This is a genomic window from Pseudomonas sp. C9D1, assembly GCF_056491235.1.
The window spans coordinates 2,004,582-2,030,207 of record NZ_JBSZIE010000002.1 but is presented as its reverse complement, the minus strand read 5'-3'; the positions used below and the strand labels follow the sequence as shown (position 1 = coordinate 2,030,207).

Here is a 25,626-nt window from a genome sequence, read left to right as displayed (position 1 = left end):
TTGTAAGTCGATGGCGCCCTCGGCACTCTGGGGGCTCGACATCTCTCTGGGGAGCCTGTCATGGCGGAAATCGACGCACGCTTGCGCGAAGACGTTCACCTGCTCGGCGAATTGCTGGGCAATACCATCCGCGCCCATCAGGGCGAGGCCTTCCTGGAAAAGATCGAGCGCATCCGCAAGGGCGCCAAGGCGGCCCGCAAGGGCTCGCGGCAGGGCGAGCAGCAGCTCAACGAGGCCCTCGACGATCTCACTGCCGATGAGTTGCTGCCGGTGGCCCGGGCCTTCAACCAGTTCCTCAACCTGGCCAATATCGCCGAGCAGTACCACCGCATCCGCCGGCGCGGGCCGCAGGAGCCGGAGCTCTTCGAGAAGCGCGTGCTGCCGGAGCTGCTGCAGCGCCTGGGCGCCGCCGGGCATTCGCCGGACCAGCTGGCACGCCAGGTGGCGCGGCTGGATATCGAGCTGGTGCTGACCGCCCACCCCACCGAGGTGGCGCGGCGGACGCTGATCCAGAAGTACGACGCCATGGCCGCTCAACTGGCGGCCCAGGACCACAGCGACCTCAGCGCCGACGAGCGTGCCAAGGTGCACACCGCCCTGGAGCGGCTGATCGCCGAGGCCTGGTTCACCGACGAGATCCGCCGCAGCCGGCCGACGCCGGTGGACGAGGCCAAATGGGGTTTCGCGGTGATCGAGCATTCCCTCTGGCACGCGTTGCCGGCATTCATCCGCCAGACCGATCGCACCCTGCATGCCGCCACCGGCCTGCACTTGCCCCTGACCGCCGCGCCGGTGCGCTTTGCCTCGTGGATGGGCGGTGACCGCGACGGCAACCCCAATGTCACCGCCGCCGTGAGCCGCGAAGTGCTGCTGCTGGCGCGCTGGATGGCCGCCGACCTCTACCTGCGTGATGTCGACCACCTGGCCGCCGAGCTGTCCATGCACCAGGCCAGCGATGAATTGCGCGTACGCGTGGGCGTGCACCCCGAGCCCTACCGGGCGCTGCTCAAGCAATTGCGCGAACGCCTGCGCGCCACCCGCGCCTGGGCCCAAGCGGCGCTGGATGGCGAGGTGGCGGCCGGCCCCGAGGTGCTGCAGGACAACCAGCAACTGCTGGAGCCCCTGGAACTCTGCTACCACTCCCTGCACGCCTGCGGCATGGGCGTGATCGCCGATGGCGCGTTGCTCGACTGCCTGCGCCGCGCGGCCTGCTTCGGCCTGTTCCTGGTGCGCCTGGACGTGCGCCAGGACTCCGCCCGTCATCGCGCCGCCCTGGCAGAAATCACCGACTACCTGGGGCTCGGCGACTACGCGGCCTGGGACGAGGACGCGCGCCTGGCCTTCCTCCAGCGCGAGCTGGACAACCGCCGCCCGCTGCTGCCGCCCCATCACAAGCCGTCCGCCGAAACCGCCGAGGTGCTCGCTACCTGCCGCGTGGTGGCCTCGGCACCGGCGGCCTCCCTGGGCTCCTATGTCATCTCCATGGCCGGCGCGCCTTCCGATGTGCTGGCCGTGCAACTGTTGCTCAAGGAAGCCGGGTTGCAGCGGCCGATCCGCGTGGTGCCGCTGTTCGAGACCCTCGCCGACCTGGACAACGCCGCCCCGGCCATCGACCGGCTGCTGGGCCTGCCCGGCTACCGCTCGCGCCTGCACGGCCCGCAGGAAGTGATGATCGGCTACTCCGACTCGGCCAAGGACGCCGGCACCACGGCCGCCGCTTGGGCCCAGTACCGCGCCCAGGAAGCGCTGGTGGAAACCTGCCGCCAGCATCAGGTCGAACTGCTGCTGTTCCACGGCCGCGGCGGCACCGTGGGGCGTGGCGGTGGCCCGGCCCACGCGGCGATCCTGTCGCAACCGCCGGGTTCGGTGGCGGGGCGTTTCCGCACCACCGAGCAGGGCGAGATGATCCGCTTCAAGTTCGGCCTGCCGGACGTTGCCGTGCAGAACCTCGACCTTTACCTGGCGGCGGTGCTGGAGGCGACCCTGTTGCCGCCGCCGCAACCCGAGCCGGCCTGGCGCGCCGAAATGGACCGCCTCGCCGCCGAAGGCGTGGCCGGCTACCGGGCGGTGGTGCGCGAGCACGAGCAGTTCGTCGAGTACTTCCGCCAGGCCACGCCGGAGCAGGAGCTGGGCCGCCTGCCCTTGGGCAGCCGCCCGGCCAAGCGCCGCGCCGGTGGCGTGGAAAGCCTGCGGGCGATCCCCTGGATATTCGCCTGGACCCAGACCCGCCTGATGCTGCCGGCCTGGCTGGGTTGGGAGCGGGCACTGCAGAGCGCGGTGGAGCGGGGCGAGCTGGCGCTGCTGCGGGAGATGCGTGAGCGCTGGCCGTTCTTCGCCACCCGCATCGATATGCTGGAAATGGTCCTGGCCAAGGCCGACGGCAACATCGCCGAACTCTATGACTCGCGACTGGTGGAAAAGGAGCTGTTGCCGCTGGGTGCGCATCTACGCGACCTATTGTCGCAGGCCTGTACGACCGTACTAGGGGTGACCGGGCAGTCCGAGCTTCTGGCGTCCAGTCCCGAGACCCGCGAGGCCATCAGTGTGCGCAACACCTACCTCGACCCGCTGCACCTGCTCCAGACGGAGCTTCTGGCCCGTTCCAGGCGCGCCGAGAACAGCGCCGAAGGCCCCCTGGAACAGGCGTTGCTGGTGAGCGTGGCGGGCATTGCGGCGGGCCTGAGGAACACCGGCTGAAGGGGCTTCTTATCCGACTTTCGGTGGCTTGTGCGGCATAGGGGTGCTGTGTATCTTGATCAACCTTTTGGCCGCTCAACGACGCCGAAACCCGATACTGAGATTGGCCCCAAGAGGCGAATCCGAGACTTCAAAACAATCTTGAGGAGCACATCGATGCGCGTGATTCTGCTGGGGGCGCCCGGTGCCGGAAAAGGTACCCAGGCTGGTTTCATCACCAAGAAATTCGCTATTCCGCAAATCTCCACCGGCGACATGCTGCGCGCAGCGGTCAAGGCGGGCACCGAGCTCGGCCTGAAGGCCAAGAGCGTGATGGATGCCGGCGGCCTGGTTTCCGATGACCTGATCATCAACCTGGTCAAGGAGCGCATCGCTCAGCCCGACTGCGCCAACGGCTTCCTCTTCGATGGCTTCCCGCGCACCATTCCCCAGGCCGAAGCCCTGAAGGACGCTGGCGTGACCATCGACCACGTGGTCGAGATCGCCGTGGACGACGAAGAGATCGTCGGCCGCATCGCCGGTCGTCGTGTGCACCCGGCTTCGGGTCGCGTTTACCACACCGAGCACAACCCGCCGAAGGTCGCTGGCAAAGACGACGAAACCGGTGAAGACCTGATCCAGCGCGACGACGACAAGGAAGCCACCGTGCGTCATCGCCTGTCCGTGTACCACTCGCAGACCAAGCCGCTGGTGGACTTCTACCAGAAGCTGTCCGCGGCCGAAGGCACCCCGAAGTACAGCGCCATCGCCGGCGTCGGCTCGGTGGAAGAGATCACCGGCAAGGTGTTCGCCGCGCTTTCCTGATCGATCGCTGATCGATTCGACCAACGGCCCGCTTGCGGGCCGTTGGCGTTTATAATGCGCGCCTTTTTCGACCCACCTGGATGCACCGATGACCACCCTGCTGGCCCTGGATACCGCCACCGAAGCCTGTTCCGTCGCCCTGCTGCATGACGGCCGCGTGCTCAGTCACTACGAGGTGATCCCGCGCCAGCACGCCCAGCGCCTGCTGCCGATGATCCAGGACCTGCTGGCCGAGGCCGGTGTCGGCCTGCCCGCCCTCGACGCCATCGCCTTCGGCCGTGGCCCGGGTGCCTTCACCGGCGTGCGCATCGCCGTGGGTGTGGTCCAGGGCCTGGCCTTCGCCCTCGACCGCCCGGTGCTGCCGGTGTCCAACCTCGCCGTGCTGGCCCAGCGTGCCCACCGCGAGCAGGGCGTGACCCAGGTAGCCGCGGCCATCGATGCGCGCATGGACGAGGTCTACTGGGGTTGCTACCGCCTGGAGGCCGGCGAGATGCGCCTGGCCGGCAGCGAAGCGGTGCTGCCGCCCGAGCGTGCGGAGCTGCCCCGTGACAGCCAGGGCGAGTGGTTCGGCGCCGGCACCGGCTGGGGCACCTTCGCCTCGCGCATTCCGGTGGCGGTGAGCGGCCAGGCGCCCGACCTGTTGCCCCACGCGCAGGACCTGCTGACCCTGGCCACCTTCGCCTGGGGCCGCGGTGAAGCGGTGGTGGCGGACGAGGCCCAGCCGGTTTACCTGCGCGACAACGTCGCCACGCCCAAGGCGCCGCGCTGAGCGGTCTGACGGCCGGCATTGCCGGGCGTCAGCGGCGATTGAAAATCCCTGGCCATCCGGCTAGATTTCCACCACATTCGCCAACCCCTTTTTCAGCCTGACCTCCATTGATGCGCATCGACGGCTTCACCTCATCCATCTCGCTGGATCGCAGCCCCCGCCAGGGCAGCGCGAATACCGCTTTCCGCGAGGTGCAGCGCGAGGTCGAAACCCGTCGTGATGTGCCGGCCACCCCGGCCAGCACCCAGGGCTTCGAACAGACCGCCCAGCCGCGCAAGGTCGAGGCCAGCAATGCCAGCAGCAACAGCCTGCCGGCCCGCCCCCAGGACATCGTGCAGCAGCGCAACCTGAGCAATCGCGCCAACCAGGCCATTGCCAGCTACGCCACCACCGCCAGCTTCGCGTCGGAGACCGACGCGCCGGAAGTCCTCGGGCTCGACCTCTACGCCTGATGCTGCCGTACTTCCTCGGCTGCCCGTCCTGGAACGAGCCCGCCTGGCGCGGCAGCTTCTACCCCGCCGATACCCGCCCCGCTGAAACCCTCGAGCACTACGCCCGCGTGTTCAACGCCGTGGAGGGCAACACCACCTTCTACGCCCGCCCCTCCGCCGCCACGCTGCAGCTGTGGGCCGAACGCATGCCCGAGCATTTCCGTTTCTGCGCCAAGCTGCCCCGGGACGTCAGCCACGAGGGTGACCTGCGCGACCGCATCGGCGCCACCCAGGAGTTCCTGCGCCTGCTCGAGCCCCTGGGTGCGCGGGTGGCGCCGCTGTGGCTGCAACTGCCGGCGAGCTTCGGGCCGCAGCGCCTGGGCGAGCTGGCGGACTGGCTGGACACCTTCTCCCACCGCGCTATCGCCGTGGAGGTGCGCAACGCCGCGTTCTTCGCCCGGGGCGAGGAGGAGAAGGCCCTCAACCGCCTGCTCCACGAGCGCGGCGTAGAGCGCATCTGCCTGGATTCGCGAGCGCTGTTCGCCTGCGACTCCGACGACCCGGCGGTGCTCCACGCGCAATCCAAGAAGCCGCGCGTGCCGGTCAGGCCGACCGCCTTCAGTGCTGCGCCCCAGGTGCGCTTCATCGGTGGCCCGGACCTGGACGCCAACCAGCGCTACCTCGACCCCTGGCTGGACAAGGTGGCCGACTGGATCGGTGAAGGCCTGGTGCCCCATGTATTCCTGCACACCCCGGACAACCACTTGGCGGCCGCCCAGGCACAGCGCTTCCATGCCGGCTTGATGACCCGCCTGCCGGGCCTGCCGGCATTGGCCGAAAGTGCCGCGCAGCAGGAATCGACACAACTCGACCTGCTCTGAGGCTGTCGCTTTCCCCAAGGCGCGGGTTAAGGTCGGGCCTTTGCAACCAGGGAGAGATGCCATGCCGAGCCAGGCCCAACGTGCCGAAACCTTCCGCGCCCTGCACCAGGACGCCGGACTTCTCGTACTGCCGAACCCATGGGATGCCGGGTCGGCGAAGATGCTCGCCGCCCTGGGCTGCCGTGCCCTGGCCACCACCAGTGCCGGGTTGGCCTTCTCCCTGGGCCGCCGTGACGCCGAAGGCGCGGTGAGCCGTGAAGAGGCATTGGTCAACGCCCGCGCCATAGTCGAGGCCACGCCCCTGCCGGTGGCCGCCGACCTGGAGAACGGCTACGGCGACAGCCCCGAAGCCTGCGCCGAAACCATCCGCCTCGCCGCCGAGGTCGGCCTGGTGGGCGGCTCGATCGAGGACGCCAGCGGCCGTGCCGATGCGCCCATCTACCCCTTCGAGCTGGCCGTCGAGCGTGTCCGTGCTGCGGTGGAAGCCGCGCGCAGTCTGCCGTTCCCCTTCACCTTCGCCGCCCGTGCGGAGAACTTCCTCCATGGCCACCCCGACCTCGACGACACCATCCGCCGCCTGGTGGCCTATGCCGAAGCCGGTGCCGATGTGCTTTATGCGCCGGGGCTGACCACACGCGAGCAGATCATCGAAGTGGTGCGCGCAGTGGCGCCCAAGCCGATCAACCTGCTGGTGGGCTCGCCGGCCTTGAAGGTGGGCCTGGCGGAGTTGGCCGAGCTCGGCGTCAAGCGCGTCAGCCTGGGCTCCAACCTGGCGCGGGTGGCCTACGGCGCCTTCTTCCGCGCGGCGGAAGACCTGCTCTGCGGCGACCTCACGGCCACCCAGCGGGCGATGCCCTTCGACCGTATCAACGACCTGTTCAAGGGCTGAACGGGTGCGCGTGCGCCGGCTGATTCCGCTGCTGATCCTGCTGCTGGTGCTCGGCGCACCCCTGGCGGTGTACCAGAAGTGGGTGCAGCTGCCGCCGCGCTGGGACCCCTGGGCGCCGCTGGATGTGCTTGACGAACCCAACCTGCTGACCCCCTTCAAACTGATGCGCCTGCAGGCCGACCCGACGCTGTGCCGCCTGGCGCTGCAGACCTCCAACCTGAAATACGTGGCGCTGCCGGACAGCGCGCCGGCGGCGGGTTGCCCCATCGAGAACAGCGTGCGCATCAGCGGCTCGGGGCTGGCCTTCAGCAGCAGCTTCATCGCCACCTGCGAGGTGGCCGTGGCCTTCGCGCTGTTCGAGCGCCACGGGTTGCAACCCGTCGCCCGCGAGCTCTACGGCCAGCCGGTGGCGCGCATCGACCACCTCGGCAGCTTCGCCTGCCGCAATATCGGCGGTACCCAGCGTCGCAGCCAGCACGCCTCGGCCAACGCGTTGGACATTGCCGGCTTCCGCCTGGCCGATGGCCGGCGCATCAGCGTGGCCCGCGACTGGGCGGGCGATGACACCGAGGCGCGTTTCCTGCGCCGGGTGCGCGATGCCGCCTGCGAGCACTTCAACACCACCCTGGGGCCGGAGTACAACGCCGCCCACCACGACCACTTCCACGTCGACATGGGCCTGTTCCGCATGTGCCGCTGAGTGCCGCGCACGGGCGCCTGGCGCGCGGCTCTGGCAGAATGCCGAGCATCTTGAAGCAGTGGATCCAACCGATGAGTGATGAGCGGGAACAGGCCCGGGTGCGTGTCGACGCACTGGCGCCGCAGCACCAGGCAGGTGCGGCCCAATGGGCGGCCAGGCTTGGGCTGCCCCTGGACGGCGAGGCGGATTTCGCCCTGCAACTGGGTGACGACGGCCTGCAGCTGGTGGACCTGTCGCCCCAGGCACCGGGCCCGGTGCGGGTCGACTTCGTCGAGGGCGCGGCCGCCCATCGACGCCAGTTCGGCGGTGGCGCCGGGCAGATGATCGCCAAGGCGGTGGGCGTGCAGCCGGGCATCCGCCCGCAGGTGCTGGATGCCACTGCCGGCCTGGGCCGCGACGCCTTCGTGCTCGCCAGCCTGGGTTGCGAGATGGACCTGATCGAGCGCCAGCCCCTGGTCGCCGCACTGCTGGAAGATGGCCTGGCCCGCGCCGCCGCTGACGGCGAGGTGGCTGCCATCGCCACGCGCATGTGCCTGCACACCGGCAATGCCATCGAGCTGATGCAGGGCTGGCAGGGCGAGGCGCCCCAGGTGATCTACCTCGACCCGATGTTCCCGCACCGCGACAAGAGCGCCCTGGTGAAGAAGGAAATGCGCCTGTTCCGCCCTCTGGTGGGTGATGACCTGGACGCACCGGCCCTGCTCGCCGCGGCCCTGGCGCTGGCCAGCCACCGCGTGGTGGTGAAGCGCCCGCGCAAGGCGCCGATCATCGAGGGTGCCAAGCCCAGCTATGCGCTGGAGGGCAAGTCCAGCCGCTACGACATTTATCCGAAGAAGGCCCTGAGCAAGGGCTGACCGCGAGGGAAGGGATTCCATGGACGACGCCATCCGCTGCCCCATCCGCCGCACCCTGGCGCACCTGCCCTGGGTCGGCGATGACCGTGCCGGTGCCCGCCATTGGCTGGCCATGCAGCGCGACCCGCTGGCCTGGTTGCAGAAGGTGCACGCCGAGCAGCCGGACATGGCGGTCACGCGCATGGGGCTGAGCCGGCTCTGGTGCCTGTTCCACCCCCGGGCGGTGCAGGAGCTGATGGTCGACCACCGCGAACACCTGAAACGCTGGGAACCCAGCCTGTGCATGATGCGCCAGTGGAACGGGCGCAGTTTCATGATGCGCGAGGGTGAACCGGCCCGTGAGCGGCGCAAGGAAATGCGGCCGCATATCGCCGCGCCTTCGGCCGCTGAGATCCTGCAACTGGCGGAGCGCTGGAGCGAGGGCATCGAGCCCGGTGCCGAGCGCGACCTCGACCTGGAAATGGCCGCCTACAGCGTCACCCTCACCGGGCGCGCGCTCTTCGAGATCGACCTGGAGCCCGACGCGTTCCGCGTGGCCCGCGCGGTGCGCCTGCTGTCGCGGGTGGCGCTGCTGGAGACCAGCACCGGTATTCCCCTGGGGCACTGGTTCCCCAGCAAGCTCTGCCCGCGCAAGCGCTGGGCCCTGGCGCAACTGCAGGAAGTGGTAGGGCGCTGCGCTGACGAATCACCCCGCCCGCTGGCGGTGCAGCGCGACGAACTGGCCACGCTGCTGATGGCGGGGCACCAGTCCACCGGTGCGACCCTGACCTGGGCGCAGCTGCTGCTGGCCCAGCACCCGGAGGTGCGCGAGGCACTGCGGGACGAACTCAAGGGTGTGGACTGGAGCCGGGTACAGGGCGTGGCCGACCTGCGCCAGTGCCCGCTGCTGCGGGCGGTGATCCAGGAAAGCCTGCGCATCTACCCGCCGGCCTATGGCCTGGTGCCCCGGCAACTGACGGCGGACGTGGAGGTGTTCGGCCAGGGCTTGAAGAAGGGCGACATCGTCATGCTGTCGAGCTGGATCACCCACCGCGACCCGCGCTGGTTCGAGGCGCCGCTGGAGTTCCGCCCGCAACGCTTCATCGAGCCTTCGACCTGGCCCAAGGGCGCCTACTTCCCCTTCGGGCTGGGGGATCGCGCCTGCCCGGGCACGGCCATGGCGATGATGGACCTGGCGGTGTCCCTGGCCTGGTGGGTCGAGCACTGGGACGTCGAGCCGCTGGGGCCGATCGAGCCCCAGGGCTGGTTCTCCCTGCGGCCCAAGCGGGCGCGGGTCAGGTTCGTGCGGCGGGGGTGATGTCCTCGGCGCGGTAGGCGCGGAGGAACAGCTCCACCACTTCCTGCACATGCTGCTCGGCCTCTTCACCCTGGAGGGGCGTGGCGCAGCCGATCAGCAGGCGGAAGTTGTGCCCGCCCTTGATCAGGCAGAAGAAGTGCTCGGCGGCGTTGATCGGCTTGTCGATGCGCAGCTTGCCGGCCTTGTCCGCCTGGATCAGCAGGCGCTCCATCTCATTGAGGATCTGCTGCGGGCCGGCATCGAAGAACAGCTTCGAGAGCTTCGGGTCCTGGTTGCCCAGGGTGGCCATCAAACGGTGCAGTTCGATGGACTCGCTGCTGTTGATCAGCGCCTGGAAACCCATGCCGATGTTGCGTAGCACAGTTTCGATGGTCCCACCGAGGGGCAATTCGAACAGCAGCTCCGGCAACTGCTCCATGCACTTGGCCTTCACCGCGGCGGAGAACAGCGTCTCCTTGTCGGTGAAGTGGCTGTACACGGTGAGTTTGGAGACCCCGGCTTCGGCGGCGATGGCGTCCATGCTGCTGCCGTCGTAACCCTTGCTGAGGAACAGCGACTTGGCCGCCTCGAGGATCGCCGCACGCTTGGCCGGGTCCTTGGGGCGGCCGGGGCCGCTGGCTTGTAAAGTTTTGTCAGACATTCGCGTTTAAATACTGGACTGGTGAGTTTGCTATTTTTACTATACTCGGCAGTATAAATATTCCAACAGCACTTTTGCGAAAGGTCATACACCATGTTCCGCCATGTCCTGCCCCTCGCTCTGCCTTTGACACTCTCTTTGCTCGTCGGTGCCTGTGGCAACAGCGAGACCGTCCAGCAATCGATACGCCCGGCCATGGTGGTGCAGCCACAGCCCGCCGGCGACGCGATGGTGACCTACCCGGGCGAAGTGCGCGCCAGGCTGGAGCCGGAACTGGCGTTCCGCATCGGCGGCAAGATCACCCGGCGACTGGTGGACGTGGGGGACCGGGTGAAGGCCGAGCAGCCGCTGGCCGAACTCGACCCGCAGGATGTGCGCCTGCAACTGGAAGCCTCCCGCGCCCAGGTGACGGCGGCCGAGGCCAACCTCAAGCTGGTGCGCGCCGAGCGTGACCGCTACAAGACCCTGCTGGACCGCAAGCTCATCAGCCCCTCGCAGTTCGACAACGTCGAAAACCAGTACCGCTCCGGCGAGGCGCGGCTGAAACAGATCCAGGCCGAATTCAACGTGGCCAGCAACCAGGCCGGCTATGCCGTGCTGCGCGCCTCGCAGAACGGCGTGATCGCCACCCGCCGCGCGGAAGTGGGCCAGGTGGTGGCGGCCGGGCAGACCGTGTTCACCCTGGCCGCCGACGGCGAGCGCGAAGTGCTGATCAGTCTGCCGGAGCACGCCATCGACCGCTTCAAGATCGGCCAGGAAGTGGCCGTCGAACTCTGGTCGCAGCCCGACAAGCGTTTCCCCGGGCGCATCCGCGAACTCTCGCCGGCTGCCGACCAGCAGTCGCGCACCTTCGCCGCGCGCATCGCCTTCACCGCCGGCGAGGTGCCCGCCGAGCTGGGCCAGAGCGCCCGCGTCTACATCCAGGCCAACGGTGAGGTGCCGCTGTCGGTACCGCTCTCGGCGCTCACCGCCGAAGCCGGTGCGCCTTACGTCTGGGTGGTGAACCCCGACAGCTCGAAGATCGAACGCCGCCCCGTGCGCGTCGGCCCCTACGGTGAAGACCGCGTACCGGTGCTCGAAGGCCTGAAGCCCGAGGACTGGGTGGTCGCCGCCGGTGTCCAGGTGCTGCGTGAAGGCCAGGAAGTCCGCCCCGTGGACCGCGCCAACCGCGCGGTGAAGCTGATCGCCAAGGAGTAGGGCAGAGTGAACTTCAACCTTTCCGCCTGGGCGCTGAAGAACCGTCAGATCGTCCTCTACATCATGCTGCTGCTGGGCATAGTCGGTGCGATCTCCTACACCAAGCTGGGGCAGAGCGAAGACCCGCCCTTCACCTTCAAGGCCATGGTGATCCGCACCAACTGGCCCGGCGCCAGCGCCGAGGAAGTGTCCCGCCAGGTCACCGAGCGCATCGAAAAGAAGCTCATGGAGACCGGCGAGTACGACAAGATCATTTCCTTCTCCCGCCCCGGCGAATCCCAGGTGACCTTCCTCGCGCGGGACTCGATGCATTCCAACGAGATCCCCGAGCTCTGGTACCAGGTGCGCAAGAAGGTCAGCGACATTCGCCACACTTTGCCCCAGGGCATCCAGGGGCCGTTCTTCAACGACGAATTCGGCACCACCTTCGGCAACATCTATGCACTGACCGGCGAGGGCTTCGACTACGCCGTGCTCAAGGACTACGCCGACCGCATCCAGCTGCAACTGCAGCGGGTCAAGGACGTGGGCAAGGTCGAGCTGCTCGGCCTGCAGGACGAGAAGATCTGGATCGAGCTCTCCAACACCAAGGCCGCCACCCTGGGCCTGCCGCTGGCCGCCGTGCAGCAGGCGCTGGAAGAGCAGAACGCCGTGGCCGCCGCCGGCTTCTTCGAGACGGCCAGCGACCGCGTGCAGTTGCGCGTCAGCGGGCGCTTCGACTCGGTGAAGGAGATTCGCGACTTCCCCATCCGCGTGGGTGACCGCACCTTCCGCATCGGCGATGTCGCCGACGTGCACCGTGGCTTCAACGACCCACCCGCGCCGCGCATGCGCTTTATGGGCGAAAACGCCATCGGCCTCGCGGTCTCGATGAAGGCGGGCGGTGACATCCTCATCCTCGGCCAGGCCCTGGAAGGCGAGTTCGCCCGCCTGCAGGAAACCCTCCCGGCCGGTATGCAGCTGCGCAAGGTCTCCGACCAGCCGGCGGCGGTGAAGACCGGCGTGGGCGAGTTCGTCCGCGTGCTCACCGAGGCGCTGATCATCGTGCTGCTGGTGAGCTTCTTCTCCCTGGGCCTGCGCACCGGCCTGGTGGTGGCGCTGTCGATCCCCCTGGTACTGGCGATGACCTTCGCCGCCATGTACTACCTGGGCATCGGCCTGCACAAGATTTCCCTCGGCGCGCTGGTGCTGGCGCTGGGCTTGCTGGTGGACGACGCGATCATCGCGGTGGAGATGATGGCCATCAAGATGGAGCAGGGCTACGACCGGCTCAAGGCGGCCAGCTACGCCTGGACCAGTACGGCCTTCCCCATGCTCACCGGCACCCTGATCACCGCCGCCGGCTTCCTGCCCATCGCCACCGCGCAATCGGGCACCGGCGAATACACCCGTTCGATCTTCCAGGTGGTGACCATCGCCCTGCTGGTGTCCTGGATCGCCGCCGTGGTCTTCGTGCCCTACCTGGGTGACCGCCTGCTGCCGGACCTGGCCAAGCGCCACGCCGAGAAGCATGGCGGCAGTGGCGCCCACGACCCCTATGCGACGCCCTTCTACCAGCGCGTGCGGCGCGTGGTGGAGTGGTGCGTGCGTCGGCGCAAGACGGTGATCGTGCTGACCCTGGTGGCCTTCGTCGCCGCCATCGCGATGTTCCGCTTCGTGCCCCAGCAGTTCTTCCCGGCCTCCGGGCGCCTGGAGCTGATGGTCGACCTGAAGCTGGGCGAGGGCTCCTCGCTGAGCAACACCGAAGCCGAAGTGACGCGCCTGGAGAAGATGATCAAGGAGCACTCGGGTGTGGATAACTACGTGGCCTACGTGGGCACCGGTTCGCCGCGCTTCTACCTGCCGCTGGACCAGCAACTGCCGGCGGCGAGCTTCGCCCAGTTCGTGGTGCTGGCCAAGACCATCGAGGACCGCGAGGCCCTGCGCAGCTGGCTGATCCAGACGCTCAACGACGAGTTCCCCAGCCTGCGCAGCCGCGTCTCGCGCCTGGAGAACGGCCCGCCCGTGGGTTACCCGGTGCAGTTCCGCGTCTCCGGCGAGCACATCGACGAAGTCCGCGCCTACGCCCGCAAGGTGGCCGACAAGGTGCGCGAGAACCCCCACGTGGTGAACGTGCACCTGGACTGGGAAGAGCCGAGCAAGGTGGTGCGCCTGAACATCGACCAGGACCGCGCCCGCGCCCTGGGCGTGAGCACCGCCGACCTGTCGCGCTTCCTGCAGAGCTCGCTCACCGGCTCCACGGTCAGCCAGTTCCGCGAGGACAACGAGTTGATCGACATCCTCCTGCGCGGCACCCCGCGTGAGCGCCAGGAGCTGGCCCTGCTGCCGAGCCTGGCGGTGCCCACCGACAGCGGCAAGAGCGTGCCCCTGTCGCAGATCGCCACCCTGGAATACGGCTTCGAGGAAGGCATCATCTGGCACCGCAACCGCCTGCCCACCGTGACCGTGCGCGCCGACATCTACGACAAGTCGCTGCCGGCCAGCCTGGTGACGCAGATCCTGCCGACCCTGGAACCGATCCGCGCCGAACTGCCCGACGGCTACCTGCTGGACGTGGGCGGCACGGTGGAGGACTCGGCCCGTGGGCAGAAGTCGGTGAACGCCGGCGTGCCGCTGTTCATAGTCGTGGTGCTGACGTTGCTGATGCTGCAGCTGAAGAGCTTCTCGCGTACGGCGATGGTGTTCCTCACCGCACCCCTGGGGCTGATCGGGGTGACCCTGTTCCTCCTGGTGTTCCGCCAGCCCTTCGGCTTCGTGGCGATGCTCGGCACCATCGCCCTGGCGGGGATGATCATGCGCAACTCGGTGATCCTGGTGGACCAGATCGAGCAGGACATCAGCGCCGGCCTGGACAAGTGGCACGCCATCATCGAAGCCACGGTGCGCCGCTTCCGGCCCATCGTGCTCACCGCCCTGGCGGCGGTGCTGGCGATGATCCCGCTGTCGCGCAGTGTGTTCTTCGGCCCCATGGCCGTCGCCATCATGGGCGGCCTGATCGTCGCCACGGCGCTGACCCTGCTGTTCCTGCCGGCGCTCTACGCGGCCTGGTTCCGGGTCAAGGAAGTGCCCCGCGCCGTGTAGGCCGGGCTGAGGTACGAGGCCCAACGTTGCGATGCCACTTCAGGCACCGCGCGTTGGGCCTCGCTGCGCTCGGCGCCAACCTACGGACTGTCCGTAGGTGGGTGTAGAGCGCAGCGAACCCCATCGATTCACTCGTACATCCCATCCAGCAGCAACGCGAAGTTGCGCTCCACCACCGGGCGCTTGAGCTTCTGCGTCGGCGTCAGTTCGTCCTGCTCCTGGCTGAGCAGGCGCGGCAGCAGGGCCCAGGTCTTGATCCGCTCCACCTGGGACAGCTCGGCGTTGATGGTGTCGATGTGCCCCTGCAGCTCCGCCAGCAACGCCGGTGCCTGCAGCCAGGCCTCGGCATCGCCCGCCAGGCCCTGGCGTTTCGCCCAGATGGCCAGGCTCTGCGGCTCCAGGGCGAGCAGGGCGCTGAGGTGCTTGCGCCGGTCCCCGTGCACCAGCGCCTGCTCCACCAGCGGGTGCTGCTTGAGGCGCGTCTCGATGGGCGTTGGGGCGATGTTCTTGCCGCCGGCGGTGATGATCAGTTCCTTCTTGCGACCGGTCAGCCAGAGGTAGCCGGTGGCGTCGATCCGCCCCAGGTCGCCGCTGCGCAGCCAGCCATCGAGGGTGAAGGTTTCGGCGGTCTTCTCCGGTTGCTGGAAGTAGCCCTGGAACACATGGGGGCCGCGCACCAGCACCTCGCCGTCGTCGGCGATGCGTACCTCCACGCCGGGCAGGGGCCGGCCCACCGAGCCGGCCTTGTTCGGGCCGCCTTCGTTGCTGGTGAGAAAGGCGGTGGATTCGGACATCCCCAGCCTTCGTACAGGGGCAGGCCGAGGGCGGCGAAGAAGTTCACCAGCTCGGCGTCCAGCGGCGCGCCACCGCTGACCAGGGCGCGGATGCGCGAGCCGAACAGACGCTGGCGCAGGCCGTTGAGCACCAGACGCCGGGCCAGTTGCAGGCGCAGCCCGCCGCGCTGGCGGATGCCGGTGCGCAGGGCCCAATCGAGCACGCGGCGCTTGCCGGGCGCCAGGGTCTGACGCTGGGCCATGACGGCGGCGTGGAGCTTCTCGAAGAGCCTGGGCACGCTGCCGAAGAAATCCGGCTGCACCTCGGCGATGGCCCGGGGCACGTCGTTGATGTCCGGCACGTAGGCGGCCTGGGCGCCACACCAGAGGCGCTGGTAGTGACCGATCACCCGTTCGCCGACATGGGCCATGGGCAGGAAGGCGAGCCCGGTGTAGCGCGGGGGTGGCAGCTGGTAGGCAGCGATGGCGGCCAGCAGGTTGCCGTGGCTGAGCATGGCGGCCTTGGGCTCGCCGGTGGTGCCGGAGGTGAACACCAGGTTGGCCAGGGCCTGGCGGTGGAGAGCCTGCCAGCGCTGATGGACCTGCTCGGCGCTCACCCCGTTGCCCTCGGCGATGAAGGCCTCCAGGCCCGTCGCGGCGCCGTCCGCCTCGGTGTCGATGGCCACCACGCGCAAGCCCGGCAGCGAGACGCCACGGGCCTGTTCCAGGCGCTCGACGAACAGCAGGCGGCAATCCGCACGCTGCAGTTGCTGGGCCGCCTGCGCCAGGGTGAGGCTCGGGTAGAGGCCGACGCTGACGGCGCCGGCCATGAGCACGGCGAAGTCCAGCAGGCTCCATTCGAGGCGGGTGCGGCACCAGATCGCCACGCGGTCACCGGGCTCGACGCTGGCGGCGACCAGGGCCCTGGCCAGGGCCTCGCTACGTTGTGCCACGGTGCCCCAGTCGAGGCTGCGCCAGGCGTCGTTTGCCCGCACCTGGGCGGCGGGCCAGTCGGGCGTTTGCCGGGCGCGCCAGGCGAGCAGGGCGGGAATGCTGGGGAGATCGGCCGGCGGTTGCTGCGTCGTCATCGAACACCTCCTGTACTCGGGTTGGACGGGCGGGAACGGTTCAGGGAATCGGCTGGCCCGAGTCGCGTTCCTTCACCGCCTGGGCGAACCCGACTTCCTCGCAACGCGCCTTGAAGCGCACGCCTTCCGGGCTGTGGCGGGTGATGCCGTCGAACAGTGTGGCGAACATTTGCGTGGTTTCCAGGCCCATGTTGTGGAAGGCCTGGTTGATCATCAGCTTCTGCATCATCAGCTGGTTACGGGGGATGCCCTGCATGCGCGCGGTGAGCGCTTCCACCGCCGCGTCCAGCTCGGCCAGGGGCACGCTCTGGTAGACCAGGCCCAGGCGCTGGGCCTCGCGGCCGTCGATGAGGTCGCCGGTGAGGAGCATGCGCTTGGCCTTCTCCGGGCCCAGGCGGTAGACCCACATGGCGGTGGTCGGGCAGCCCCAGACCCGCGCCGGCGGATAGCCGATCACCGCTTCGTCGGCCATCAGGATCAGGTCGCAGCACAGGGCGATGTCGCTGCCGCCGGCCACCGCCGGGCCCTGCACCTTGGCGATCACCGGCTTGTAGCTGCGGAACAGGCTCATGAAGTGCTCGGTGTTCTTCTTCATCAGCGCGTAGTCGACCATCGGGTCCCAGGGCATTTCCTGGCTGCCGTAGATGCCGCGCGGGTTCTCGGCGAAGAACTTGAGGTCGTAGCCGCTGCAGAAACCACGGCCGGCCCCGGTGAGGACGATCACGTGCACCGCGTCGTCGGCATTGGCGCGCAGCACGGCGGCTTCGAGGTCGGCGGGGAGGCGGTCGTCGATGGCGTTGAGCCGCTCGGGGCGGTTGAGGGTGAGGGTGGCGATGCGGCCGTCGACCGCGTAGTGGACGGTGGAATCGGTCATGGAAGCGCTCCGTGGTTTTTTATTGGATCGGGGCTTGGCGTGTCGGGAGAAATAAGTAAACTGAATTCACTTTTCCTGTCCAGCGCTTTATCGAGAGCCCCATGACCGATCTTTCCCCCAAGGCCCAGAGAACCCGTGCCAGCCTGCTGGACGCTGCCCGCGACGAATTGCTGGAGCTCGGCGGCGGCCTGGAGGTGGGGCGGGTGGCGGAGCGGGCCGGCGTCTCGGTGGGGCTGATCTACCGCTACTTCGCCTCCCGCGCCGGGCTGCTGGCCGCGGTGGCCGAGGACTTCCACGACCGCTACCAGGCCGAGGTGATGGTCGCCGACCCGCTGCCCGGCGCCGAGGACTGGTGCAGCCGCGAGGAGCAGCGGGTGCGCCGCGCGGTGCAGTTCGTCTACGCCGAGCCCCTGGCACCGCTGCTGTTGGTGAGCCTGGCGCGGGAGCCGGAGGTGGCCGCGCTGGAAGCTCGGCGCATCACCGAGAACGTACGCCAGGGCGCCGACAACATCCGCCGGGGCCAGGTTGCCGGGCAGCTGAACGCCAGCCTCGACCCGGAGCTGGTCTCGGCGATGATCCTCGGCGGCATGCACCAGGCCCTGCTCGAAGCCCTCGGCCGCTCGCCGCGCCCGCCGGCCGATCAGCTGTCGCGGCAGCTCTGGCATTTCATCCGGGGTGCCCTGGCGCCACTCCAGCCGACATGACCCCAACAACAAGAAGAGGCAGGCATGCAGCACGCGACACAGGTGGAACTGCTGAAGAAGACGCTGGCGCTGGCCGAGCGAGGACAATCCGACTGCCTGGAGGCGCCTTCATCGCTGGCGGTGGACAGCTACCTCGACGAGGCGCGTTACCGGCGTGAGCGGGACGAGGTGCTGCGCCGCGAGCCGCTGCTGGTGGCGCGCTCCAGCGAGGTGACGGCGGGGCGCTTCATCACCCGGGACCTGCTGGCGCCATTGCTGCTGGTGCGTGACGAGGCGGGGCGGTTGCGCGGCTTCCTCAACGTCTGCAAGCACCGTGGCACCCAGTTGGTGGCGGAGGCGGAAGGTGCCAACCGGGTGTTCGTCTGCCCCTACCACGCCTGGGCCTACAACCCCGATGGGCAACTGCGCGGCATTCCCCATGGCTATGGTTTCGAGGGCGTCGACCGTGGTTGCCTGAACCTCACCGAGGTGCCGGTGGCCGAATGTTTCGGCGCCATCTGGGCGCGCCACTCGCCCGGCCCCGCACTGGACATGCCGGCGTTCTTCGGCCCCGAGCTGATGGCCGACTTCAGCAGCTTCGCCCTGGAGGGGCAGGTGCTCTTCGACCCGCGCGACATCCGCCGGCCGGTGAACTGGAAGTTGACCATCGACACCTTCTTGGAGAACTACCACGTGGCCAAGGCGCACCAGGCCACCATCGACCCCCTGTTCTGGCCCAACCTGGGGCTGTTTGAGCGCTTCGGCCGGCACATCCGCAACTACTACGTGAAGCGCAACCTGCGCGAGGTGCTGGAGCAGCCGGAATCCGAGTGGGACCTGCGCCGCCATGGCAACCTGCTGTACTTCATCTGGCCCAACACCCTGGTGCTGGTGGAGCCGGACCACATCGACTTCTCCAGTGTCTTCCCTGACGGCCCGCTGGCCACCCGCGTGCTGGGCTACAACCTGCTGCTGGAAGAACCGGCGACGGACAAGGCCCGGCGCTATTTCGAGAAGAACAACGAGATCCTCTATTCCGCCCTGGAGGAAGACTTCGCCATGGCTGCACGGGTGCAGAACGGCATCCGCGCCGGCGCCAGCGACCGCCTCTGGCATGGGCGCTACGAGCAGGCGCTGCGCTGGTTCCACCAGGGGCTGGATGAGGCGCTGGGGGAGTCCCGCGTCGAGGTGGTGGGCGGTGCGGTTTCGCCGGGGACGTAGGTTGGGCCAATCCATCGCACATGGGGCCACCCAGATGCGATGCCGGGTGCGGGCTCTTTTCGCGAATGAATTCGCTCCCACGGGGCAACTCCCATAAGGCATTTGCAGGTTGGGTTGAACCCGGGCACGTTGGGCCTCGCTGCGCTCGGCGCCAACCTACGGTGCTTGAACAGAAAAGCCCGGCGCTTGGCCGGGCTTTTTCGTTTCGGGCTGAGGCTCAGAGCACGCCGAAGACCTTCTTCGCCAGGCCGGTGGCGGCAGCGGCGGGGTTCTTGCGGATGCTGGCTTCCTGGTCGGCGATCATCTTGAACAGGCCGTCGAGGGCTTCTTCGGTCACGTAGCTCTCGATGTTGGCGCTCTTGGCGTCGACCACACCGAAGCTCGCGGCCTGGCCGGCGAAACTGTTGTACTGCTTGGCCAGGCCGACCTGGTCGGTGGCTTTCTTGACGATGGGCAGGAACTTGGCGCGCAGCTGTTCGCGGCTGGTCTTGTTCAGGTACTGGGTCGCGGAGTCTTCAGGACCGGAGAGGATGCCCTTGGCGTCCTGCACGGTCATCTTCTTCACCGCGTCCACCAGCAGCGCCTGGGCTTCCGGCACAGCGGCTTCGGCGGCCTTGTTCATACTGGCTTCCAGCTGGTCGACCTGGGCCCCCATGCCCATCATCTTCATGGTCTTGGCGGCCTTGCCGAGTTTGCCCGGCAGCTCGATGCGCACTTCGGGGTTTTCGCTGAAGCCGCCCGGCTTGCCGAGTTGCTGCACGGCGACCTTGGCGCCCTGGGTGAGCGCGTCCTTGAGGCCGCCGCTGGCGTCCTGCTGGCTGAGGTCGCTGAGGGAGAGGGCGAAGGCGCTGGCGGAGAGGGCGAGGCCGGCGACCAGGGTGGTGAGTCGGAACATGGCGGCATCCTTGTGGCGGAAAGGCGGGTTGTCAGGGAACGGCATCGACCTTGATGCGCAGGTGCTGCGGGTCGCTGCCGTCGAGTTTAACCGAGTGGCGCTCGGTGCTGATGAACAGCAGCTTGCCGTCGCGCTCGATGCGCGCGCTCACCGCATAGTCATGGCCGGGCTGCAGGTTGGCCGGGTCGTAGCTGAGCTGGAAGGGCAGGGGCACCTGGCCTTCGACCCGGCCCTGCTGGTAGGCGAGCTCGCGGGCGGGGGCATCGGCCAGCGAGACGTCCTGCAGCGAGACGCGCAGCGTGGCATCCGGCGGCAAGGCGCTGCGTTGCAGGTAGAAGACCTCGCCATTGAGATGGGCCTGGGTCGGGGGCTGGACGGTGGTGCAGGCGACGAGCAGGGCGCTGGCGAGCAGCAGGCTGGGGGACTTCATGGGGCCTCGTGGTTCGATGGACAGCGATACACACACTATAGAAGCCAGGGGGCGGGGGTACAGCCCCGAGTGCCCGTCAGTCCTCGAGCGGTGGGCGGTCGTCCAGGGCCTGGGTGATCGTCTGCAGGCGCTGCCGGGCGTTGATCAGCTGTTCCAGCTGCTGCGCAAGGGTCAGGCTTCTGCGGTGCAGATCCGCCTCGCGCTCGTCCAGTTCGGCGGCCCGGCCAGCGAGCCTGGCAGCCTCCGCCCGCAGGTTTTTCGCCTGGGTGCGCTGCTCGGCGTCACGCCTGGCGAACTCCCGGGCGCGCGCTTCGCTGAGGGCCTTGAATCGGGCCAGGCGTTCGACGAGGTGGTGTTCCAGCTGTTGCAGGCGCGCTTCCCGGGCAGACGAGGGGCGCGCTGCGGCCTGGGGCTGGGCGGGGATGGACCAGGTGCTGCCTTGCGGCTGGCGGGACACCTTGCCGGCCACCGCCATGAGCCGTGTCAGGGCGTCCTTGCCGAGCAGCACGGAGCGGTGTTCTTCCAGGCGGCTCGGCTCCACCGGCTCGATCAGCGGCAGCGCCTTGAGGTTCAACAGGTGGAATTCCAGGGGCTTCCGACGCGCGGTCATGGCGTGCGCTCCCGGGTCAGTTCCTTGAGCACCCGTTTCACCTGGGGCCAGTGCTCGGCGTCGATGGTGTCGAGGCTGTAGCCCTCGGGGTGGATGCGGATTTCGGCGATGTAGGCCTTGCAGCGCTGGCCGGGCTGGGCTTCGTCGAGGGTGTAGAGGAGGAAGTCGCGCTCCAGGGCGGCGATCCCGAAGCAGCAGAGGATGGCGGCGTTGACGACCTGGCCGTCGGCGTTATGGATGGGGATTGATCTCAGCAGCATGGTCGGCACCGTCCCTGTGGGTGGAGTCCTGCGTAGCGCAGGTCGGTCATGGTACTGAGCGGCCGCACGGCAGCCGTTCGGCACGCTCCGATGCAGCCTGTAGGCGAGTTCTCTAAATCGACAGGGTGAAACAAGGCCGGCCCCGGGCGGGGCCGGCTTGGGGGTCAGCTGGCTTCGGCGGGCGCTTCGGCTTCGGCGTCCACTTCGCCCTGGCGTTCCAGGGCGACCTGGCGGATCGACAGGCGGATCTCGGCCGGCAGCACGCGCTTGGCCGCGCCTTCGGCGAGGTCACCCAGGGCTGGGTGGTAGCTGAGCTTGCCGGCTTCGTCCTGGCGCAGCACGCGCTGGTCGAGGAGGGTCTGGATGAAGTGGCGGAACAGGCTCTTGTCGAAGAACTCCGGGGCGTTGAGGCCGTGGAGGATCGACAGGCGCTGGGCCATCACGGTGCACAGGTCTTCCAGTTCCTCGGCGGCCAGCTGGTTCTGCCCGGCGTTGAGCAGCAGGGCGATGGCCATGTAGAAGCGTTGCAGGGTCTGGGCGATGGAGCGCGAGAGCAGCGTCAGCAGCACGAATTGGCGCGAGCTCGGCGCCGGGCGCACATAGGTTTCGTTCTCGAACTTCAGCAGCCCCTGTTCGACGAAGGCCTCCAGCCACTGGTCGACCACGGCATCCAGCTCGTCCAGGTTCCAGCGGATGAACAGTTCGGCCTGCAGGTAGGGGTAGAGCGCGCGGGTGTAGCGCAGGATCTGCTCGCGGCTCATGCGCCCGCTGCTCTGGAAGAAGCTGGCGAGCAGCGCCGGCAGGGCGAAGATGTGCAGCACGTTGTTGCGGTAGTAGGTCATCAGGACGGCGTTCTGCTCGTCCAGGTAGAGGATCTTGCCCAGGGCGTCCTTCTGCTCGGCCAGCAGGTTCATGCTCTGCACGTACTGGATCAGCGCCTGGCCATCGCCTTCCGGCAGGGTGGCGTGGGGCGAGTAGGGCACGGCGCGCAGCAGGGCCAGGTAGAGGTCGAGCACGCGGGTCAGGGCGCGTTCGTCCAGGGCCAGGCGGCTGGTGGACAGCAGCGCCAGGGCCACCAGGTTGACCGGGTTGATCGCCGCCGCGTCGTTGAGGTGGCGGGCGACGCGGGTGGCCAGCTTGTTGGTGGTGTCGCTGAGCCATTCCGGGCGGTACTGCGGGCCCAGTTCCTGGTCGCGCCAGGTCGGCTGTTCCTGGTCGAGGAATTCGGCGAGCTTGATCGGCTCGCCGAAGTTCACCGCGACGCTGCCGAAGCGTAGCTTGAGGGCGCCGATGACTTTGAAGATGTCGAAGATGGATTCTTTCTTCTTGCTCGCGCCACGCAGCTCGCCCAGGTAGGTGCGGCCTTCCAGCACGCGCTCGTAGCCGATGTAGACCGGCACGAAGACGATGGGCAGGCGCGAGGAGCGCAGGAAGCTGCGCAGGGTGATGGCGAGCATGCCGGTTTTCGGGTGGAGCATGCGGCCGGTGCGCGAACGTCCGCCCTCGACGAAGTACTCCACCGGGAAGCCACGGCTGAACAGGGTGTGCAGGTATTCGTTGAACACCGCGGTGTAGAGCGGGTTGCCCTTGAAGGTACGGCGCATGAAGAAGGCGCCGCCGCGACGCAGCAGGCCACCGATCACCGGCATGTTGAGGTTGATGCCGGCCGCGATGTGCGGTGGGGTCAGGCCGTTGCGGAACAGCAGGTAGGAGAGCAGCAGGTAGTCGATGTGGCTGCGGTGGCAGGGCACGTAGATGACTTCGTGGCCCTGGGCGATCTCCTGCACCCCTTCGATGTGGTTGACCTTGATGCCTTCATAGAGCTTGTTCCAGAACCAGCTCAGCACCACTTCGAGGAAGCGGATGGCGGTGTAGGCGAAGTCGGAGGCGATCTCGTTGCCGTACTTCAGCGCCTGGGCCTCTGCCTTGGCCGGGCTGATCTTCTCGCGTTCGGCTTCTTCGGCTATCACCTGGCGCACCTGGGGCGCGTGCACCAGGCCCTTGACCAGGTTGCGGCGGTGGGAGAGGTCGGGGCCGATGACGGCGGTCTTCTGGTTGCGGAAGTGCACCCGCAGGATGCGCTGCACCATGCGCTGGGTGCGCTCCGGGCCCTTGCCCTGGGCGATCAGCTCGCGCAGGTGGATGGGGGCGGAGAACTGCACGCGGGTCTTGCGCCCGAGGATGAGGATGCTGACCAGCTTGCGCAGGCGCCCGGTGACGGCCCAGCTGTCGGCGAACAGCAGCTTCCAGGGGCTGGTCTCGCGGTCCGGGGACTGGCCCCAGAACACCGTGACCGGAATGATCTGCGCGTCATCCACGGCGTGCTGCTGGATGGCGTCGAGCACCCGCACCAGAGTCGGCGAGGTGCCGCGCTTGTCCTGGCCGCCGAACCAGCCGGGTTCGGGGGTCAGGTAGAAGAAGGCGGCGGGCTCGAGGGTGTCGCCCACCGCCACCGGCAGCACCGGGCGGGGCAGGCCGGCCTTGGTGCACTCCCGGTCCACCACCGCCAGGTCGCTGGCCGAAGGTTGCTGGAGCACATAGAGCACCGGCTTGCTGCGGTCGAGCTTGAGGGTGAAGGCGGACTGGTTGATGGTTTCCGAGCGCACCCAGAGATAAAGGAGGCGGCGCAGGGTACCGAAGGCCAGGCGGCGGAAGGGCGAGCGGGTCATACGGAGTCTGTAGTCGAACGAGCGAGTGCTCGGGGTGGCTAGTTTGCCGTATTCGCCATCCAGCCGCAAAAAGCACCTAACGGTCTGAAAACCATGGGGCCGCCAGGAAACTTCCGGAATCTTCTGCTGTCTTGCTATGCCGCCGGGGGACTCCTTATAGTCCGCCGGCGTTTTGCAAGGCCCCAGCGGCCAGCATGGCCGGGGGCTTTTCCCTTTGGGGTAGAGGCCATGATCGAACTAAAAAAACTGACCAAGCGTTTCGCGCAGCACACAGTGGTGGATGACCTGTCCTTCGGCGTCCAGCAGGGGGAGGTGCTCGGCTTCCTCGGCCCGAACGGTGCCGGCAAGTCCACCACCATGAAGATGCTCACCGGGTTCCTCGCGCCGACCTCCGGCACTGCGAGCGTGCTCGGCTTCGACATCCAGACCCGCACCCTCCAGGCCCAGCAGCAGATCGGCTACCTCCCCGAAGGTGCGCCCTGCTATGGCGACATGACGGTGCGCGGCTTCCTCGAATTCATCGCCGAGGTACGCGGCTTCCGTGGCGCCGAGAAGAAGCAGCGGGTGACCCGCGCCGCCGGCCAGGTGGAGCTGGACAAGGTGCTGGGGCAGTCCATCGATACCCTGTCCAAGGGCTTCAAGCGCCGCGTGGGCTTGGCCCAGGCGATCCTCCATGATCCGCGTGTGCTGATCCTCGACGAGCCCACCGACGGCCTCGACCCCAACCAGAAGCACCAGGTGCGCCAGCTGATCCAGAGCCTGGCCCAGGACAAGATCGTGATCATCTCCACCCACATCCTCGAAGAGGTGGCGGCGGTGTGCACCCGCGCGGTGGTGATCGCCGCCGGCAAGCTGGTGGCCGACGGCACCCCCTACGAGCTGGAGAGCCGTTCGCGCTATCACCAGGCGGTGACCCTGGTGGCCGACGAGCCCCTGGATCCGCTGGCCCTGGCGGTACTGCCGGGCGTTGCCGGCGTGGAGGAGAACCCCCACGGCAGCGGCCTGACGGTGCTGGCCAAGCCTGGCGAGGTGATCTTCCCGCAGGTCAACCAGCTCATCCACCAGCGCGGCTGGAAGGTCAAGGAGCTGGATGTCGAGCGGGGTCGCCTGGATGAAGTGTTCCGCAGCCTGACCCGGGGAGAGGCGGCATGAAGCAGTTGCCGGTCATATTCAAGCGCGAGCTGGCGAGCTACTTCGCCACGCCGCTGGCCTATGTGTTCATCGTGATCTTCCTGGTGCTGTCCGGGGTCTTCACCTTCTACCTGGGTGGTTTCTTCGAGAGCGGCCAGGCCAGCCTCGCGCCCTTCTTCAACTTCCACCCCTGGCTCTACCTGTTCCTGGTGCCGGCCATCGCCATGCGCCTGTGGGCGGAGGAGCGCAAGTCCGGCTCCATCGAGCTGCTGATGACGTTGCCGATCACCCGCTTCGAGGCGGTCACCGGCAAGTTCCTTGCCGCCTGGGCCTTCGCCGGCCTGGCGCTGCTGCTGACCTTCCCGATGATCGTCACGGTCAACTACCTGGGCGAGCCGGACAACGGCGCCATCGTCACCGGCTACATCGGCAGCTGGCTGCTGGCGGGCTCGTACCTGGCCATCGGCTCGTGCATGTCGGCGCTGGCCAAGAACCAGGTGATCGCCTTCATCCTCGCCGTGGTCATGTGCTTCCTGTTCATGGTCAGCGGCTTCCCGCTGGTACTCGACGCCTTCAGCGCCTGGGCCCCGCAATGGCTGCTGGACGCGGTGGCCTCGCTGAGTTTCCTGACCCGCTTCGAGGCCATCAGCAAGGGCGTGATCGACCTGCGCGACCTGCTCTATTTCGTCACCCTGATCGCCGCCTGGCTGGCCGCCACCGCTGTGGTGGTCGATCTGAAGAAGGCCGACTGA

General features: G+C 68.0%; 23 protein-coding genes and 1 pseudogene. 15 read left to right on the top strand and 9 right to left on the bottom strand.

Annotation, left to right across the window (positions count from 1 at the left end):
* The first annotated feature begins 60 nt into the window (after positions 1-60).
* From ppc to ACXI0U_RS17585, 9 genes are all read left to right on the top strand, one after another.
* The gene (gene ppc, locus ACXI0U_RS17625) at positions 61-2,697 is read left to right on the top strand and encodes a phosphoenolpyruvate carboxylase (protein ID WP_431482570.1); all 2,637 of its coding nucleotides are present in this window, start codon (positions 61-63) and stop codon (positions 2,695-2,697) included.
* A 156-nt stretch (positions 2,698-2,853) separates the two neighbouring features.
* Positions 2,854-3,501: an adenylate kinase gene (adk, locus tag ACXI0U_RS17620; protein WP_043244036.1), complete on the top strand. Its 648-nt coding sequence runs from the start codon at positions 2,854-2,856 to the stop codon at positions 3,499-3,501.
* Positions 3,502-3,589: 88 nt separating this feature from the next.
* Positions 3,590-4,270, top strand: coding sequence for a tRNA (adenosine(37)-N6)-threonylcarbamoyltransferase complex dimerization subunit type 1 TsaB (tsaB, locus tag ACXI0U_RS17615; protein WP_431482569.1), 681 nt, complete (start codon positions 3,590-3,592; stop codon positions 4,268-4,270).
* Positions 4,271-4,380: 110 nt separating this feature from the next.
* A complete protein-coding gene (locus ACXI0U_RS17610; RefSeq protein ID WP_043244041.1) occupies positions 4,381-4,722 on the top strand; it encodes a hypothetical protein in 342 nt (113 codons plus the stop codon).
* A complete protein-coding gene (locus ACXI0U_RS17605) occupies positions 4,722-5,582 on the top strand; it encodes a DUF72 domain-containing protein (RefSeq protein ID WP_431482568.1) in 861 nt (286 codons plus the stop codon). Before ACXI0U_RS17610 ends, ACXI0U_RS17605 begins: the two co-directional genes overlap by 1 nt.
* Positions 5,583-5,643: 61 nt before the next feature.
* Positions 5,644-6,471, top strand: coding sequence for an isocitrate lyase/PEP mutase family protein (locus tag ACXI0U_RS17600; RefSeq protein WP_479550612.1), 828 nt, complete (start codon positions 5,644-5,646; stop codon positions 6,469-6,471).
* Positions 6,472-6,475: 4 nt separating this feature from the next.
* Positions 6,476-7,171, top strand: coding sequence for an extensin-like domain-containing protein (locus tag ACXI0U_RS17595; RefSeq protein ID WP_479550611.1), 696 nt, complete (start codon positions 6,476-6,478; stop codon positions 7,169-7,171).
* Between the two features lie 71 nt (positions 7,172-7,242).
* A complete protein-coding gene (locus ACXI0U_RS17590) occupies positions 7,243-8,025 on the top strand; it encodes a class I SAM-dependent methyltransferase (RefSeq protein ID WP_431482565.1) in 783 nt (260 codons plus the stop codon).
* 19 nt (positions 8,026-8,044) lie between these two features.
* Complete coding sequence (locus ACXI0U_RS17585; protein ID WP_431482564.1) at positions 8,045-9,322, top strand: cytochrome P450; 1,278 nt, start codon at positions 8,045-8,047, stop codon at positions 9,320-9,322.
* Here ACXI0U_RS17585 and ACXI0U_RS17580 read toward each other — a convergent pair.
* Positions 9,300-9,962 carry a TetR/AcrR family transcriptional regulator gene (locus ACXI0U_RS17580; protein WP_316926187.1) on the bottom strand — a complete coding sequence of 221 codons (663 nt, stop codon included), beginning with the start codon at positions 9,960-9,962 and terminating at the stop codon, positions 9,300-9,302. The genes ACXI0U_RS17585 and ACXI0U_RS17580 overlap by 23 nt on opposite strands.
* A 93-nt stretch (positions 9,963-10,055) precedes the next feature.
* On the opposite strand from ACXI0U_RS17580, the gene ACXI0U_RS17575 reads away from it, so the two are divergent.
* Together ACXI0U_RS17575 and ACXI0U_RS17570 are read left to right on the top strand one after the other, a co-directional pair.
* Positions 10,056-11,159, top strand: a complete 1,104-nt coding sequence (locus ACXI0U_RS17575; protein WP_043244048.1) for an efflux RND transporter periplasmic adaptor subunit — start codon at positions 10,056-10,058, stop codon at positions 11,157-11,159.
* A 6-nt stretch (positions 11,160-11,165) separates the two neighbouring features.
* Positions 11,166-14,240 carry an efflux RND transporter permease subunit gene (locus ACXI0U_RS17570; RefSeq protein ID WP_431482563.1) on the top strand — a complete coding sequence of 1,025 codons (3,075 nt, stop codon included), beginning with the start codon at positions 11,166-11,168 and terminating at the stop codon, positions 14,238-14,240.
* A gap of 128 nt (positions 14,241-14,368) precedes the next feature.
* On the opposite strand, the gene ACXI0U_RS17565 is transcribed toward ACXI0U_RS17570, so the two are convergent.
* The 3 genes and pseudogenes from ACXI0U_RS17565 to ACXI0U_RS17555 form a co-directional block, all read right to left on the bottom strand.
* Entirely contained in the window at positions 14,369-14,917 is a 549-nt protein-coding gene (locus ACXI0U_RS17565; RefSeq protein WP_479551104.1) for a hypothetical protein, read from the bottom strand.
* 27 nt (positions 14,918-14,944) lie between these two features.
* Positions 14,945-16,101 (bottom strand): annotated as a pseudogene (locus tag ACXI0U_RS17560) (AMP-dependent synthetase/ligase); the annotation flags it as partial.
* A gap of 40 nt (positions 16,102-16,141) precedes the next feature.
* Positions 16,142-16,975: a crotonase/enoyl-CoA hydratase family protein gene (locus tag ACXI0U_RS17555; RefSeq protein ID WP_431482561.1), complete on the bottom strand. Its 834-nt coding sequence runs from the start codon at positions 16,973-16,975 to the stop codon at positions 16,142-16,144.
* 101 nt (positions 16,976-17,076) lie between these two features.
* On the opposite strand from ACXI0U_RS17555, the gene ACXI0U_RS17550 reads away from it, so the two are divergent.
* Both ACXI0U_RS17550 and ACXI0U_RS17545 read left to right on the top strand, forming a co-directional pair.
* Complete coding sequence (locus ACXI0U_RS17550) at positions 17,077-17,679, top strand: TetR/AcrR family transcriptional regulator (RefSeq protein WP_021219470.1); 603 nt, start codon at positions 17,077-17,079, stop codon at positions 17,677-17,679.
* 24 nt (positions 17,680-17,703) lie between these two features.
* Positions 17,704-18,879 carry an aromatic ring-hydroxylating oxygenase subunit alpha gene (locus ACXI0U_RS17545; RefSeq protein ID WP_431482560.1) on the top strand — a complete coding sequence of 392 codons (1,176 nt, stop codon included), beginning with the start codon at positions 17,704-17,706 and terminating at the stop codon, positions 18,877-18,879.
* A gap of 217 nt (positions 18,880-19,096) precedes the next feature.
* On the opposite strand, the gene ACXI0U_RS17540 is transcribed toward ACXI0U_RS17545, so the two are convergent.
* The 5 genes from ACXI0U_RS17540 to plsB form a co-directional block, all read right to left on the bottom strand.
* Positions 19,097-19,774, bottom strand: coding sequence for a DUF4197 domain-containing protein (locus tag ACXI0U_RS17540; protein WP_043244051.1), 678 nt, complete (start codon positions 19,772-19,774; stop codon positions 19,097-19,099).
* Positions 19,775-19,805: 31 nt separating this feature from the next.
* The gene (locus ACXI0U_RS17535) at positions 19,806-20,204 is read right to left on the bottom strand and encodes a YbaY family lipoprotein (RefSeq protein ID WP_431482559.1); all 399 of its coding nucleotides are present in this window, start codon (positions 20,202-20,204) and stop codon (positions 19,806-19,808) included.
* 76 nt (positions 20,205-20,280) lie between these two features.
* A complete protein-coding gene (locus ACXI0U_RS17530) occupies positions 20,281-20,814 on the bottom strand; it encodes a hypothetical protein (RefSeq protein ID WP_431482558.1) in 534 nt (177 codons plus the stop codon).
* Positions 20,811-21,074, bottom strand: coding sequence for a hypothetical protein (locus ACXI0U_RS17525; protein WP_271658816.1), 264 nt, complete (start codon positions 21,072-21,074; stop codon positions 20,811-20,813). The genes ACXI0U_RS17530 and ACXI0U_RS17525 overlap by 4 nt, the downstream gene beginning before the upstream one ends.
* 164 nt (positions 21,075-21,238) lie before the next feature.
* Positions 21,239-23,743, bottom strand: a complete 2,505-nt coding sequence (plsB, locus tag ACXI0U_RS17520; protein WP_374978761.1) for a glycerol-3-phosphate 1-O-acyltransferase PlsB — start codon at positions 23,741-23,743, stop codon at positions 21,239-21,241.
* 228 nt (positions 23,744-23,971) lie between these two features.
* Between plsB and ACXI0U_RS17515 the strand changes: the two genes are divergently transcribed.
* Together ACXI0U_RS17515 and ACXI0U_RS17510 are read left to right on the top strand one after the other, a co-directional pair.
* Positions 23,972-24,895, top strand: coding sequence for an ABC transporter ATP-binding protein (locus ACXI0U_RS17515; RefSeq protein ID WP_021219463.1), 924 nt, complete (start codon positions 23,972-23,974; stop codon positions 24,893-24,895).
* The gene (locus ACXI0U_RS17510) at positions 24,892-25,626 is read left to right on the top strand and encodes an ABC transporter permease subunit (RefSeq protein ID WP_021219462.1); all 735 of its coding nucleotides are present in this window, start codon (positions 24,892-24,894) and stop codon (positions 25,624-25,626) included. The genes ACXI0U_RS17515 and ACXI0U_RS17510 overlap by 4 nt, the downstream gene beginning before the upstream one ends.